This is a genomic window from Rhodococcus sp. NPDC004095, from assembly GCF_053604015.1.
Window position 1 is genome coordinate 1 of the sequence record NZ_JBSGGS010000027.1, and the last position, 12,929, is coordinate 12,929.

The 12,929-nt window shown below is 72.3% G+C and carries 16 protein-coding genes; 7 read left to right on the top strand and 9 right to left on the bottom strand.

Annotated features, from left to right (window positions below; all coding sequences use genetic code 11):
• On the bottom strand, positions 1–785 hold a 785-nt coding region (locus tag ACWEPG_RS28220), incomplete at its 3' end, for a biotin/lipoyl-containing protein (protein WP_452595837.1).
• Positions 786–1,062: 277 nt separating this feature from the next.
• Between ACWEPG_RS28220 and ACWEPG_RS28225 the strand changes: the two genes are divergently transcribed.
• The gene (locus tag ACWEPG_RS28225) at positions 1,063–1,395 is read left to right on the top strand and encodes an oxidoreductase (protein WP_450112835.1); all 333 of its coding nucleotides are present in this window, start codon (positions 1,063–1,065) and stop codon (positions 1,393–1,395) included.
• A 59-nt stretch (positions 1,396–1,454) separates the two neighbouring features.
• On the opposite strand, the gene ACWEPG_RS28230 is transcribed toward ACWEPG_RS28225, so the two are convergent.
• On the bottom strand, positions 1,455–2,969 hold the full coding sequence (locus ACWEPG_RS28230) for a leucyl aminopeptidase (protein WP_452595838.1): 1,515 nt from the start codon (positions 2,967–2,969) through the stop codon (positions 1,455–1,457).
• 140 nt (positions 2,970–3,109) lie between these two features.
• Here ACWEPG_RS28230 and gcvT point away from each other — a divergent pair, with 140 nt between their 5' ends.
• Both gcvT and ACWEPG_RS28240 read left to right on the top strand, forming a co-directional pair.
• A complete protein-coding gene (gcvT, locus tag ACWEPG_RS28235) occupies positions 3,110–4,204 on the top strand; it encodes a glycine cleavage system aminomethyltransferase GcvT (protein ID WP_450112837.1) in 1,095 nt (364 codons plus the stop codon).
• Between the two features lie 85 nt (positions 4,205–4,289).
• A complete protein-coding gene (locus tag ACWEPG_RS28240) occupies positions 4,290–5,393 on the top strand; it encodes a branched-chain amino acid aminotransferase (protein ID WP_450112838.1) in 1,104 nt (367 codons plus the stop codon).
• A gap of 10 nt (positions 5,394–5,403) precedes the next feature.
• On the opposite strand, the gene ACWEPG_RS28245 is transcribed toward ACWEPG_RS28240, so the two are convergent.
• Positions 5,404–5,571: a hypothetical protein gene (locus tag ACWEPG_RS28245; RefSeq protein ID WP_452595839.1), complete on the bottom strand. Its 168-nt coding sequence runs from the start codon at positions 5,569–5,571 to the stop codon at positions 5,404–5,406.
• A 41-nt stretch (positions 5,572–5,612) separates the two neighbouring features.
• Positions 5,613–6,491, bottom strand: coding sequence for a sigma-70 family RNA polymerase sigma factor (locus tag ACWEPG_RS28250; protein WP_452595840.1), 879 nt, complete (start codon positions 6,489–6,491; stop codon positions 5,613–5,615).
• Between the two features lie 130 nt (positions 6,492–6,621).
• Here ACWEPG_RS28250 and ACWEPG_RS28255 point away from each other — a divergent pair, with 130 nt between their 5' ends.
• Entirely contained in the window at positions 6,622–7,251 is a 630-nt protein-coding gene (locus tag ACWEPG_RS28255; RefSeq protein WP_452595841.1) for a peroxiredoxin-like family protein, read from the top strand.
• Here ACWEPG_RS28255 and ACWEPG_RS28260 read toward each other — a convergent pair.
• The 4 genes from ACWEPG_RS28260 to ACWEPG_RS28275 form a co-directional block, all read right to left on the bottom strand.
• Positions 7,214–7,972: an adenosylcobinamide-GDP ribazoletransferase gene (locus ACWEPG_RS28260; RefSeq protein ID WP_452595842.1), complete on the bottom strand. Its 759-nt coding sequence runs from the start codon at positions 7,970–7,972 to the stop codon at positions 7,214–7,216. The genes ACWEPG_RS28255 and ACWEPG_RS28260 overlap by 38 nt on opposite strands.
• A gap of 5 nt (positions 7,973–7,977) precedes the next feature.
• A complete protein-coding gene (gene cobT, locus ACWEPG_RS28265; RefSeq protein WP_452595843.1) occupies positions 7,978–9,114 on the bottom strand; it encodes a nicotinate-nucleotide--dimethylbenzimidazole phosphoribosyltransferase in 1,137 nt (378 codons plus the stop codon).
• A 42-nt stretch (positions 9,115–9,156) separates the two neighbouring features.
• Positions 9,157–9,618 carry a bifunctional adenosylcobinamide kinase/adenosylcobinamide-phosphate guanylyltransferase gene (locus ACWEPG_RS28270; RefSeq protein WP_452595849.1) on the bottom strand — a complete coding sequence of 154 codons (462 nt, stop codon included), beginning with the start codon at positions 9,616–9,618 and terminating at the stop codon, positions 9,157–9,159.
• An 84-nt stretch (positions 9,619–9,702) separates the two neighbouring features.
• Positions 9,703–10,677, bottom strand: coding sequence for a helix-turn-helix domain-containing protein (locus ACWEPG_RS28275; protein WP_452595844.1), 975 nt, complete (start codon positions 10,675–10,677; stop codon positions 9,703–9,705).
• Between the two features lie 84 nt (positions 10,678–10,761).
• On the opposite strand from ACWEPG_RS28275, the gene ACWEPG_RS28280 reads away from it, so the two are divergent.
• Complete coding sequence (locus ACWEPG_RS28280) at positions 10,762–10,968, top strand: hypothetical protein (protein WP_452595845.1); 207 nt, start codon at positions 10,762–10,764, stop codon at positions 10,966–10,968.
• Positions 10,969–11,057: 89 nt separating this feature from the next.
• Positions 11,058–11,372 (top strand): hypothetical protein, encoded by a 315-nt coding sequence (locus ACWEPG_RS28285; RefSeq protein WP_452595846.1) that lies wholly within the window; start codon positions 11,058–11,060, stop codon positions 11,370–11,372.
• 83 nt (positions 11,373–11,455) lie between these two features.
• On the opposite strand, the gene ACWEPG_RS28290 is transcribed toward ACWEPG_RS28285, so the two are convergent.
• Complete coding sequence (locus ACWEPG_RS28290; RefSeq protein WP_452595847.1) at positions 11,456–12,121, bottom strand: DUF3043 domain-containing protein; 666 nt, start codon at positions 12,119–12,121, stop codon at positions 11,456–11,458.
• Between the two features lie 82 nt (positions 12,122–12,203).
• On the opposite strand from ACWEPG_RS28290, the gene ACWEPG_RS28295 reads away from it, so the two are divergent.
• Positions 12,204–12,929: glycerate kinase (locus tag ACWEPG_RS28295; protein WP_452595848.1), on the top strand; the 726-nt coding region annotated here is incomplete at its 3' end.

Genomic DNA, 12,929 nt, shown 5'->3' on the forward strand with positions numbered 1-12,929 from the left:
ATGTCCTCTACCTGCTCCTCGGGAGCCGGAGCGGCAGGCGCCGGAGCCGGGGCGGGCGCGGGAGCCGGAGCAGCAGGCGCCGGAGCCGGGGCGGGCGCGGGAGCCGGAGCAGCAGGCGCCGGAGCCGGGGCGGGCGCGGGAGCCGGAGCAGCAGGCGCCGGGGCGGCGGCGGGTGCGCCGGAGCCGATCACGGCGAGCTGCGCACCGACCGCGATGGTGTCGTCCTCCTGCGCATTGATCTCGAGCAGCGTGCCCGCGACCGGCGAGGGGATTTCGGTGTCGACCTTGTCGGTGGAGACCTCGAGCAGGGGCTCGTCGACCGCGACGTCGTCGCCGACGGCCTTGAGCCACCGGGTGACGGTGCCTTCGGTCACGGACTCGCCCAGCTCGGGCATCGTGACCGGGGTGCCGGACGCGGGGGCAGCGGGAGCGGCGGCGGCCGGAGCGGGCGCCGCGGGGGCCGGTGCAGCGGCCGCGACGGGCGCGGGAGCCGGAGCGGCAGGGGCGGGCTCGGCGGGAGCGGCCGGAGCCGGAGCGGGGGCCTCGTCGGCGCCACCGATGATGCCGAGCTCACCGCCGATCTCGACGGTGTCGTCCTCCTGGGCGACGATCTTGGTCAGCACGCCCGCAGCGGGGGAGGGAATCTCGGTGTCGACCTTGTCGGTGGAGACCTCGAGCAGGGGCTCGTCGAGTTCTACCGTGTCTCCCTCCTGCTTGAGCCACCTAGTGACGGTTCCCTCGGTGACGCTCTCACCGAGAGCCGGCATCTGGACGGAGAAGGCCATTTCTTTTGACTCCTCGACAATTGTGTTCGGGTTGTTGAGTTGGTCGACTTGTGGTCGAAAAACATTCTGCAATACAGCTGCTGTCGCGGGGTCGGTGGCGGTGGACGAGCCAATCGACCGGGCGGCCACGCGGCGGTGCACGTTCATCCTTGCATTGATCGATTTCCTGCGTCCCCTGAGGGGCTTGTCACATCGTCCTCACGAACCTCACAGCAATCGCTGGCAGACTGCAATGTCCAGGATGTGTCGATGTCGGCCAGGTGACGAGGTGAGGGCCATGGGACTGCGCGAGATGTTCGGGCGCAGGCGCGGGCGGGACGAGCGCACCAGCGGTGCCGATGCCCGCCATCTGGCGGACTGGGCGCGCACCCATGTGGGGGTGGAAGCGTTCGTCGAGCCGCGCACCACCGTCACCCCGGTGACGGTGGTGCTGGTCGCGGCCGACGGGCAGTGGACCCGTCGCGCGGTCGGCGGCGAGCGTGGGGCGCGCAAGCTCGGCGAGGACCTGCGCATCCCCGTCTACGACGTGCGCAAGACCGGCTATCCGCAGCGGATGCGCGACCACGACGCTCGGCAGAGAATCCTGCGCAACCGCGCCCGCGAGGCCTGACGGCTCGTGCGCGGTTCGTGGGTGTGTGGACCCGCAAACCGCGCACGAGCGCGAAGCGCCTAGCCGTTGGCGGCGATGTCCTCGAGGACGCTGATCATCGTGCGGACCGGGACGCCGGTGCCGCCCTTCGGCGTGTAGCCGAACGGGCCTCCGGTGTTGTAGGCCGGGCCGGCGACGTCGATGTGCGCCCACTGCACGCCCTCGGACACGAACTCCTTCAGGTAGGTGGCCGCGACGAGCATGCCGCCCCACCGGTTGTTGGTGACGTTCATCAGGTCCGCGACCTTGGAGTTCAGGTCGCCGCGCAGCTCACGCGGCAGCGGCATCGCCCAGGCGTTCTCGCCGATCTCCTGGGAGATGCGGGCGACCCGGTCCCGGAACTCGGCGGTGCCCATCACGCCGGGGGTGCGGGTGCCGAGCGCGACCATCTGTGCGCCGGTCAGGGTCGCGGTGTCGATCAGGTAGTCCGGGTTCTGTTCGCATGCCTTGACCATCGCGTCGGCGAGGATCAGCCGGCCCTCGGCGTCGGTGTTGATCACCTCGACCGTGGTGCCGCCGTACTGGGTCAGCACGTCGCCGGGGCGCTGCGCGGTGGCGGACGGCATGTTCTCGGCCATCGGCGCATAGGCGTCGACGCCGACCTTCAGGCCCAGCTTCGCGGCCAGGACCGCGGTGGCGATGACGGCCGCGGCGCCGCCCATGTCGGAGGTCATGTTCTCCATGCCTGCGGCCGGCTTGATGGAGATGCCGCCGGTGTCGAACGTGATGCCCTTGCCGACCAGTGCCACCTTCTTCACGCCGCGACCGGCGGGGCTGTGGGTGAGCCGGACCAGCCGGGGCTGACGCGAGGAACCCTTGCCGACGCCGAGGATGCCGCCGTAGCCGCCCTTCTCGAGGGCCTTCTCGTCGAGGACCTGGACCTTGAGGCCGGCGGCGGTGCCGAGCGCCTTGGCTCGGGCGGCGAACTCCTCCGGGTACAGGTGGCTCGGCGGGGTGTTGACGAATTCGCGGGCGACGGCGACGGCCTCGGCGATCGCGGCGGAGCGGGCCAGTTCGTTCTTCGCGGCGGCGGTCCGCGGGGAGGGCACCAGCAACTCGACCCGGCCGAGGGGCTGCTTGTCGGCGCCGGGCGCGGACTTCGCCTTGAAACCGGTGAACGTGTAGGCGCCCAGGTAGAAGCCCTCTGCGGCGGCACCCAGGTCGAGTCCCGACAGGGTGGTCGCGGCGACCGCGACGCCGGTGAGCGCGCGGGCCGCGGCGCCCGCGGACTGGCGGATCTGCTCGGCGTCCACGTCGTCCGCAGATCCGAGACCCACGGCGACGACGCTCGCCACCGACAGTCCGGCCGGCGCCGGAATGCGGGTGATCTCCTCGGCCTTGCCGGTCGCTCCCACCGCGACGAGCCCGGCGAGAACCGCTTCGGCCGTGGCGTCGTCGAGCACGTCCCCGACGGATGCCTCGGGTCCGTCAGGCCCTGTGGTCAATCCGATGACGAGGACGTCGACGCGCTTGGCGATCGAGCCGGCGAGAACGAGCTCCGGGCCGAGCGGTGTATCGGACTTGGCAGGGCTCACATCTACTCCTGGGGTGTGAAGGATTGCGTTGTCGGCAACTGTAGTTCGCGCCGTCCGAGTGAGTGCGACGTGTGCGGGGTCGGCCTCGGCCTTCGTTCGCGGCGGGTCGACCCGCGCCGCGTCGGCTAGCGTGATGCCCCATGAGCGAACTCCGGCAGGGCCCACTCCACGCGATGCACACCGAACTCGGCGCCACCTTCGCGCCGTTCGGCGGTTGGGAGATGCCGGTGTCCTACACCGGAGTCGTCGCCGAGCACACCGCGGTCCGGGAGACGGTCGGGGTGTTCGACGTCAGCCACCTCGGCAAGGCATCGGTCGTGGGCCCCGGGGCGGCCGCGTTCGTGAACGACTGCCTGACAAACGATCTCGCCAAGATCGGTCCCGGCAAGGCGCAGTACACCCTGTGTGCCAACGAGACCGGCGGTGTCGTCGACGACCTGATCGCCTACTACGTCTCCGAGGACGAGGTGTTCCTGGTGCCCAACGCCGCGAACACCGCGGCCGTGGTCGCCGCGCTGGCGGCGCAGGCGCCGGACGGAATCGCCGTCACGGACCTGCACCGGAACTTCGGTGTCCTCGCGGTGCAGGGGCCGAGGTCCGCGGAAATTCTTGCCGCGCTTGGGCTTCCGTCGGACATGGACTACATGGCCTTCGCGGACGCGACTTTCGAGGGTGCGCCGGTGCGGGTGTGCCGCACCGGCTACACCGGCGAGCACGGCTACGAACTGCTGCCGTCCTGGGACGGCACCGAGGCGGTGTTCCGGGCGCTGGTGACCGCGGTGCGGGCCGCCGGTGGCGAGGTCGCCGGGCTCGGCGCCCGCGACACCCTGCGCACCGAGGCGGGCTACCCGCTGCACGGGCACGAGCTGTCCACCGAGATCTCCCCTCTGGAAGCACGCTGTGGCTGGGCGATCGGGTGGCGCAAGCCGCGGTTCTGGGGTCGTGACGTGCTGCTCGCGCAGAAGGAAGCCGGGCCCGCCCGCACCATGTGGGGGATCCGCGCCCTCGACCGCGGGGTGCTGCGGCAGGGGCAGTCGGTGCTCCGCGACGGCGCCACGGTCGGCGAGACCACGTCGGGCACCTTCTCGCCGACACTGAAGGTGGGCATCGCGCTGGCACTGCTCGACACGTCGGCCGGGCTCGCGGCGGGCGACGAGGTGACGGTCGACGTGCGTGGCCGGGCGCTGCGGTGCGAGGTCGTCGCGCCGCCGTTCGTGCCGTTGCACACGCGCTGACGCAAACCACGGGCGGCGGGCGGGAAAGCACGAAAATCCGTAGTCGCGCAATGTCGTGCACGACGCGTTCGCTAGGATTCTGCGCATGACTGGTGTCCAAGACTTCACGCGCGTTCCGCATCCCTCACCTGCCTCGGAGCAGGAGCGCGCGCGAGTACTGGCCGCCCCCGGATTCGGGAAGTACTTCACCGATCACATGGTCACCATCGACTACAGCGACGAGCAGGGCTGGCACAACGCCACCGTGCAGCCGTACGCGCCGTTGCAGATGGACCCCGCGACGATGGTGCTGCACTACGGTCAGGCGATCTTCGAGGGTCTCAAGGCGTACCGCCAGGCGGACGGCTCGATCGCGTCGTTCCGGGTGTCCGCGAACGCCGAGCGGCTGCGCACCTCGGCCCGCCGCATGGCGATGCCGGAGCTGCCCGACGAGCTGTTCCACCGCTCGATCACCGAGCTCCTCGCCGTCGACGGCGACTGGGTTCCCGCCGCGGGCGGCGAGGAGGCGCTGTACCTGCGGCCGTTCATGATCTCCACCGAGATCGGTCTCGGCGTGCGACCGGCGAACAGCTACAAGTACCTGCTGATCGCCTCGCCGGCCGGCGCGTACTTCTCGCAGGGCGTCAAGCCGGTCAGCGTGTGGCTGTCCACCGAGTACGTGCGCGCCGCACCGGGAGGCACCGGCGCCGCGAAGTTCGCGGGCAACTACGCCGCCTCGCTGGTCGCTCAGGCGCAGGCCGCCGACGAGGGTTGCGACCAGGTCGTCTGGCTCGACGCGATCGAACGCAAGTACGTCGAGGAGATGGGCGGCATGAACCTCTTCTTCGTCTTCGGTTCCGGGTCCGAGGCCCGCCTCGTCACGCCGGAGCTGTCCGGGTCGTTGCTGCCCGGTATCACCCGCAACTCGCTGCTCACCCTCGCCGCGGACGCCGGCTACGCCGTCGAGGAGCGTCGCATCAGCACGGACGAGTGGCGCGAGAAGGCCGCATCCGGTGAGATCACCGAGGTGTTCGCCTGCGGCACCGCCGCGGTCATCACCCCGGTCGGCTCGGTCAAGTCCGCGGCCGGCGAGTTCAGCATCAGCGGTGGGGAGCCGGGTGAGGTCACCATGGCCCTGCGCGACACGCTCACCGGAATCCAGCGCGGCACCTTCGCCGACACCCACGGCTGGATGACCACCCTGGCCTGACGGCTCGAGATCACGTCCCCGGCGGCGCGGCGCTCATGACGAGCGCTGCGCCGCCGAGTGCGTTCACGGCCCGGACGAATCGGTCACGACCATTCGGGGCTCCGACCGCGGTCGCGGCGACGGCCACCTCGATCCGCGCCGCGGACGTCGCCCGTGGTTCCGTCGTACCGGCGCGCACAGTGCCGAGTGAGAACAGCGCCGAGTGAGCACGGCCGCAGCTCAGTCGAGACCGACGGCGGGGATCCGGGACAGCCGCGCCGGGTCGGCAAGGATGTCGATCTCGACGATCCGGTCGCCGCGGACCGTGACGCCGAACACCGCGAACAGTCGTCCCTGCGCGATCCCGACGATCCCGGCGGCGCCGTTGACCAGCGCGGGGTGCGCGAACCGGGCCAGCCGGGCGTAGCCGAGCACCCGCTCCGCGACCGCCGGTGCACCCCGGTCCAGCGCCGACGCCGCTCCGCCCGCGTCGGCGCGCAACACCACATCCGGGTCCAGCACCGTGAGCAGATCCTCGAAGCTGCCGCCTCGCGCCGCGGCGAGGAACGCATCCACCACCGCGCGTTGCCGGGCCCGGTCCGGCGCCGGGGCGGGAACACCCCGGACCCGGCGCCTGGCCCGGCTCGCCAACTGGCGGGCGGCGTCCGGGGTGCGTCGCACCATCGGAGCGATCTCGTCGAAGGGGACCGCGAACATGTCGTGCAGCACGAAGGCGAGGCGCTCCGCGGGAGCGAGCGTGTCGAGGACGACCAGCATCGCCAACCCGACCGAGTCGGCGAGCACCGCCTCGTGTTCGGGTCCGGTGACATCGGGGCGGGTCACCACCGGATCGGGTACGTGCACGCCCCTCGGGTCCTCCGGTCGTGCCCGGCGTGCGGCCAGGATGTTCAGACACACGTGCGCGACGACGGTGGTCAGCCACCCGTCCAGGTTCCGGATCTCGTCGCTGTCGGCGCGGTCGAGCCTCACCCACGCCTCCTGCACGGCGTCCTCGGCCTCGCTCGCCGATCCGAGCATGCGGTAGGCCACCGCCCACAGTCGCGAACGCCGCTCGTCGAACCGCTCGGCGACGTCCACCCGGTGCGCATCGTCGTTCATCGGTCACATTCCTCCGCACTCGCCGGTCACAAGGGATGACCGGGCAAACCCGGTCGATGTGACGGCGATCGGCACCCGGACATCCGGCCCGGTCACCCATCGAATCACGGATAGGGAGGAGCACGAGACCATGACCACCAACGACCGTCCCGCCGCACGCGGGACCCACCCGGCACCCGGCGACGTGGTGCCGCCGCGAACCCTGACGACGATCTCCGGTGACCGCATCACCCTGCCCGATCCCGGGGCGCTGACGCACCTGCAGTTCCGGCGCTTCGCAGGCTGTCCGATCTGCAATGTCCATCTCCGGGAGATCGCGCGCCGCGCGGACGAGATCGACGCCGCAGGTGTTCGCGAGATCGCAGTGTTCCACTCCACAGCCGAGGCGATGCGGCCGTACCAGGGGGACCTTCCGTTCGCGGTGGTCGCGGACCCGGACAGGTCGCTGTACCGCGAGTTCGGGATCGAGTCGGCGCCCGGAGCGGTGCTGCATCCGCGCGTGTGGTCCGCGCCATTGCGCCCCGGGAGCTGGGCCGTCGTGATGCGCGCCGTGCGGGCGGGCGGCGCGATCGGCCCGGGCGGCGAGAGCATCCTCGGTCTGCCCGCGGACCTGCTGCTCGCGCCGGACGGTTCGATCCTCGCCGCCAGGTACGGCAGGCACGCCGCCGACCACTGGTCGGTGGACGAGCTGCTTCGGCTCGCCGCGGCAGCGAATGTACGGCTCAGCCGCCCAGCAGGAACCCGAGGGCCGCGAGGGTGACGGTCAGCTCGATGGCCGCACCGAGGACGTCGCCGGTGATCCCGCCGAAGCGGTGGGCGCAGTGGCGGGTAAGCCCGGCTGTCGCGGCGAGGACCGCGGCCACCACGACAGGGCCCTGCCACCACCTGTCCGGGACCGCCGCCGCGGCGGCGACGACCGCGATCACCGTCCACGCCAGGCACACCCAGCGGCTCTGGGTTCCGGCGACGAGTGCGCCGAAACCGGTCGGGGCTGCCGCGGACAGGGCCGGTCGGCAGGTGGTCACGGCCGCCACCCGCCCCACCGCCACCGCGATGACGACCGCTGCCCACTGCCCGGCCTCGGCGAGCGCGCCGAACGAGAGTGCCTGCCCGCCAAGGCAGATCAGCAGCGCGGCCGCACCGAACGGGCCGACGCCGCCGCTGCGCATCACCTCCAGTGCGCGTTCCGGCGGGCCGTAACAGCCCAGGCCGTCGACGGTGTCCGCGAGACCGTCGACATGCATCCCACGCGTCGCCAGCGCCAGGACGGCGACGGCGACCAGCCCGGCGAGCGCCGACGGAACGGAGGCGGCGACCAGCAGCCACGACACCGCCGCCGCGAGCAGGCCGAGCAGCACGCCGACCACCGGCGCGGCGGTGACGGCCCGCCGGCCCGAGGTCCGGTCGATCGGCGGATCGCTCTCGCGGTGCGGGACCGGCAGCACCGTCAACCACGACAGGGCCAACCGCAGTCCGCCCACGTCGGTCAGTCCGTCGTCGCGTCGGCGCCGGTCGCCGGGTCGGCGGGGGAATCGCCGGCGTCGCGGGTGCTGACACCGGCATCGGCGAACGTCGCCATGTTCGCGAGGGTGGCGACCGCACCCTGCAGCACCGGCAATGCGACCACCGCGCCGGAGCCTTCACCGAGGCGCATGCCCAGGTCGAGGATCGGGTCGAGTTGCAGGTGACGCAGCGCCAGGACGTGCGCCGGTTCGGTGGACCGATGGCCGGCGACCCACCAGTCGCGAGCGCCGGGAGCCAGTTGCTCGGCCACCATCGCCGCCGCGGTCACCACCACGCCGTCCACGATCACCGGGGTGCGACGCACCGCGGCCTGTGCGAGGAATCCGGCCATCGCGGCAAGGTCGGCGCCGCCGCCGATCCGGAGCAACGCCACCGGGTCGGTGACGTCGCGCCGCACCCGGCGCATCGCGTCACGGATCGCGGCGGTCTTGCGGGCCCAGCCCGCGTCGTCGACGCCGGTGCCGCGGCCGACCGCGGCGACCGGCTCGGTGTCGGTGATCGCGGCGATCAGGACGGTCGCCGGGGTGGTGTTGCCGATGCCCATCTCGCCGGCGATCAACAGGTCCGCGCCGGCGTCGACCTCCTCGTCCGCGAGCGCCCGGCCGGCCGCGATCGCCCGGAGGGTCTCGTCGGCGCTCATTGCGTCCTCGCGGTCGATCGCTCCGCTCGACCGGCGCACCTTGTACCGGGACACGGCGGGGTCGGTGTCTGCGTCGACCGCGATGTCCACCACCCGCACGCCGACGCCGGTGGTCTCGGCGAGCGTGTTGACCGCGGCGCCACCGGCGAGGATGTTGGCGACCATCTGGGCGGTCACCTCGGCCGGGTAGGCGGACACCCCGTGCCGGGCGACGCCGTGGTCGCCGGCGAACACGACCACGCGGGGGCGCTCGAACAGGCGCGGCGGGCACCGGTCCTGGCAGGCGGCCACCCAGCCGGCGAGGGACTCGAGCCGGCCGAGGGAACCGGCGGGCTTGGTCAACTGCCCCTGCCGGGCGTCGGCGGCGGCGCGGGCCGTCACCGACGGTGCGACGACCGGGTCGAACGCGGCCCCCGTCGTGCCTGCGGGCTCGGGTGTGGTGTTCGATTCGGTTGTCACAGTGGACCTTTCATGTCGATGCTGGTCGTGTTCGGCGTCGCGTCACTTCAGGCGCACGGTCAGTCCGGCGATCGCGAGAAACACCTCGTCGCAGACCTGCGCGAGCCGACCGTTGAGGGCGCCGATCTCGTCCCGGAACAGCCGTCCCGAGCGGGTCTCCGGAACCACGCCGAGCCCGACCTCGGGACTGACGAGTACGAGTGTGCCCGGGTAGCGCGCGACCGCGTCCACCAGGGCGTCGCAGCGGGGGGTGACGGTCCCGCGCGGCGCGTCCCAGGCGTCGGCGTCGTCGAGTTCCGCGGTCAGCCAGGTGCCGAGGTCGTCGACGAGGGTCGCCGGACCGCGCTCACCCAGGACCGCGGAAAGGCCCGGTCCGCGGCCGCACTCCACGGTCGTCCAGTGTGCGGGCCTGCGGACGCGATGCTCCTCGATCCGGGCGGTCCAGTCCGCGTCGGTGGGGTCGACGCGCGCGGTCGCGACATAGCGGACGTCGCCGCCCGGCATCAGCGACTCCGCGTGTCCGGACTTGCCGGAGCGTGCCCCGCCGAGGACGAGGACGCGGCGCGGTCGGGCGGGGGAGTGCACGCGCTAGACCGTACCAACGCGCATGTCGGCCGCGCCGAAGCGGCGGCGGTAGTCGGCGGGGGCCAGACCGAGCCGGCGGTGGAAGTGGTGGCGCAGCAACGCCGCGGACGAGAAGCCGCACCGGCGGGCGATCTGCTCGAGGCCGTCGTCGCTCTGCTCCAGCAGTTGCTGGGCGAGCAGAACCCGTTGGGCGGTGAGCCATTTGACGGGCGTGCTTCCGGTCTCGGCGGCGAACCGGCGCGCGAAGGTGCGCGAGGACATCGCCGCCCGCGCGGCGAGCGATTCGACCGTGTGCTGCTCGTCGAGATGCTCGGTCATCCAGGACAGCGTCTCCGCGATGCCGTCGGCCGCGCAGACCGGCACCGGTCGTTCGATGAACTGGCGCTGCCCGCCGTCGCGCTGTGGGGCCACGACCATGCGGCGGGCGATCGTGTTGGCGACGGCCGTGCCGAGCTCGCGCCGCACCACGTGCAGGCACGCGTCGATACCGGCGGCGGTACCGGCACTCGTCACGAGCGGGCCCTCGTCGACGAACAGGACGTCGGGATCGACGATCGTTGCGGGGAACGCGCGGGCCAGTTCGTCGGCGTGGCTCCAGTGGGTGGTGCAGGTGCGGCCGTCGAGCAGGCCCGCGGCCCCGGCGAGAAAGCTCCCCGAGCAGACCGTCAGGATCGTCGCGCCGGAGTCGGCGGCCGCGCGGACGGCGCCGATCACGGCGTCGGGGTACCCGCTGCGGTCCGCGAACGCCGGGATCACGACCAGGTCCGCACCGACGAGCCCGTCGAGTCCCCGGGTGGCGGTCAGGGTGACGCCGGGGCTGGTGGTGGTCAGCGGTGCGCCGGGGGTGGCGCCGCAGACGCGGAAATCGATGGCCGGTACCCCGAACGCGGTGCGATCGAGGCCGAACACCTCGCAGACGGTGCCGAACTCGAACATCGAGATGCGGTCGACGACGAGGACCGCGACGGTGGAGAGCACGGGTTCAGTCTATGGCTGGATATTGACGAAGTGGGTCGTTCATGCCACTGGTGGCATGAAGTAGTCGGTCGAACAATTACTGCCATGACCGGATTCCTCGTCGTTCTCGGATGTCTCGTCCTCGCAGCCATGGGCGGTGCCCTCGTTCGTCGTCGACGCCGCTCGGTTCTGCCGCCTGTCTCCTCGGGTCGACTCCGTCAACTGTTCGGGTCGGCCTCGGTCGACGATCGGGACGCCGTCCGGATCGACGCCGATCTGGCGGTCCTGCGCGGCCGGGCGCCGCACCACTGAGGTGCCGGTCCCGGCCGGCACGCTCGTCGGTGTCGGCCGCGCGACGTATCGTCGAAGCCACCCGATGGGGCGGGAAGCAGGTGGGAAGCGTGACATCGATCTTCGAGCGCGCGCAGCGCGCGGTACGGACCACGGCCGTGTACGGCGAGCCGTACGAGACCCCGGACGGCACGACCGTCATCACCGTGGCGCGGGTGCGGGGCATGCCCGGCGGCGAAGCCGCGTCGTCGACGCCGGTGGGCGTGTTCGTCGTCCACCAGGGTGAGGTGACCTGGCGTGCCGCAGTCGACGAGTCGCGAATCGCACGCCTGGGCCTGACGATCGGCCTGGTGTCGGCGACGCTCGGAACGCTGGCGGTCCTGCGGCGTCCGCCCTGGCCGGACCTGCGTCGATCCGTCGACTGAGCGAACCCGGACGGCAACGCGGACGGGCGCCGCACCGATGGTGCGACGCCCGTCCGGGAGTGCTGTGGTTGCGCCGGTGGCCGTCAGACGGCGTCGCCGGGCGAGACCCGCGGCTGCGGCGCGCGCATCTTGCGGATCTGCGACGCGCGGACGAAGGCATACCAGCCGAGTTTGAACCCGCCGTCGATGGAATCGGGGTACCGCTCGCGAACCTTGTTGTTGATCTGGCGGCCCATGATCACGCCCTCGACGACCATGAACAGCATCATCACGAACATGCCGAGGGTGACGAAGGCCTGCAGCGACGGGTCGAGGAACATCGCCAGGATCAGCAGCACCGCGAGCGGCATGAACAGGCCGACCAGGTGGCGCCGGGAGTCGACGAGGTCGCGGACGTACGCACGCACCGGTCCCTTGTCCCGGGGCAGCAGGTACTTGTCCTCGCCTGCGAGCATCCGCGCGCGGCGGTCGGCGGCGTCGGCGCGACGCTCGGCCGACGCGAGCTTGCGCTCCTCCTTCGAGCCGCGGCTGTCCTTGCGCCGCGCCCGGGCCTCCTTCGACGTCATCGGCGCGGGAGCGACGGGGCCCCGTCGCCTGCCCTCGGCCTCGCGGCGGCTCGGCGTCGGCCGGCCCTTGCCCTCGGTGACGGCGGACGACGTCGGGGTGGTCGGCTCAGGAGTGGTCGACTCGTCGACCCCGTCGTCTCCGTTGTCTGGATTGTCGGGGTTTCCTCGGCGCAGCAGTTTCACCCCACCAGGCTACTTGCTGGGCAGGCGAGGTCACGACCTGGCACGTCCGGCGCGCACCGGCACCCCGTCCTATGCTCGCCCGATGCGCGTGCTGATCGCCCCGGATTCGTTCGGCGACACCCTCACCGGCGTCGAGGCAGCCGAGGCCATCGCCGTGGGGTGGGGGCGGGCCCGTCCCGATGACGTGCTCACCGCGGCGCCGCGGTCGGACGGTGGCCCCGGCTTCGTGGACGTCCTCGCGGTGCACGGCGGCGAGGTGCGCACCGCGACGGTGTCGGGTCCACTCACCGCGACCGTCGCCGCCCGCTGGCTCCGGGCCGGGGACGTGGCGTACATCGAATCCGCACAGGCATGCGGACTGCACCTGCTCGACCCCGATCCCGCCACCGCGGTCGCCGCGCACAGCGCCGGCGTGGGAGAACTGATCGCCCTCGCGGTCGAGGCGGGTGCCCGCACCGTCGTCGTCGGCCTCGGGGGCAGCGGCTGCACGGACGGCGGCCGCGGACTGATCCGGGCACTGGGCGGCACCGACGACGCGGCAGGGTTCGCCGCCGCCCGGTCCCGGCTGGCCGGGATCCGGCTGATCGCGGCCACTGACGTCGAGAACCCCCTGCTCGGTCCGCGTGGCGCGGCGGTCGTGTTCGGACCGCAGAAGGGCGCCGACCCGGCGGCGGTGGAGGTGCTCGAGGAGCGCAATGCGGTGTGGGCGCGGGTGCTCGACACGGCGGCGGGCCGCCAGTCGGGTGCGGCGGCGGGTGGTGGTCACCGCGATCGACGAGGCGGACCACCTCGCGGAGATCGGCTTCCT

What these genes read in the sequence shown, in the direction of transcription:
- ACWEPG_RS28225 (WP_450112835.1), top strand. Translation starts at nt 1,063, where the DNA reads ATGGGACTGCGCGAGATGTTCGGGCGCAGGCGCGGGCGGGACGAGCGC.
- gcvT (WP_450112837.1), top strand. Translation starts at nt 3,110, where the DNA reads ATGAGCGAACTCCGGCAGGGCCCACTCCACGCGATGCACACCGAACTC.
- ACWEPG_RS28240 (WP_450112838.1), top strand. Translation starts at nt 4,290, where the DNA reads ATGACTGGTGTCCAAGACTTCACGCGCGTTCCGCATCCCTCACCTGCC.
- ACWEPG_RS28250 (WP_452595840.1), bottom strand. Translation starts at nt 6,491, where the DNA reads ATGAACGACGATGCGCACCGGGTGGACGTCGCCGAGCGGTTCGACGAG.
- ACWEPG_RS28255 (WP_452595841.1), top strand. Translation starts at nt 6,622, where the DNA reads ATGACCACCAACGACCGTCCCGCCGCACGCGGGACCCACCCGGCACCC.
- ACWEPG_RS28270 (WP_452595849.1), bottom strand. Translation starts at nt 9,618, where the DNA reads ATGCCGGGCGGCGACGTCCGCTATGTCGCGACCGCGCGCGTCGACCCC.
- ACWEPG_RS28280 (WP_452595845.1), top strand. Translation starts at nt 10,762, where the DNA reads ATGACCGGATTCCTCGTCGTTCTCGGATGTCTCGTCCTCGCAGCCATG.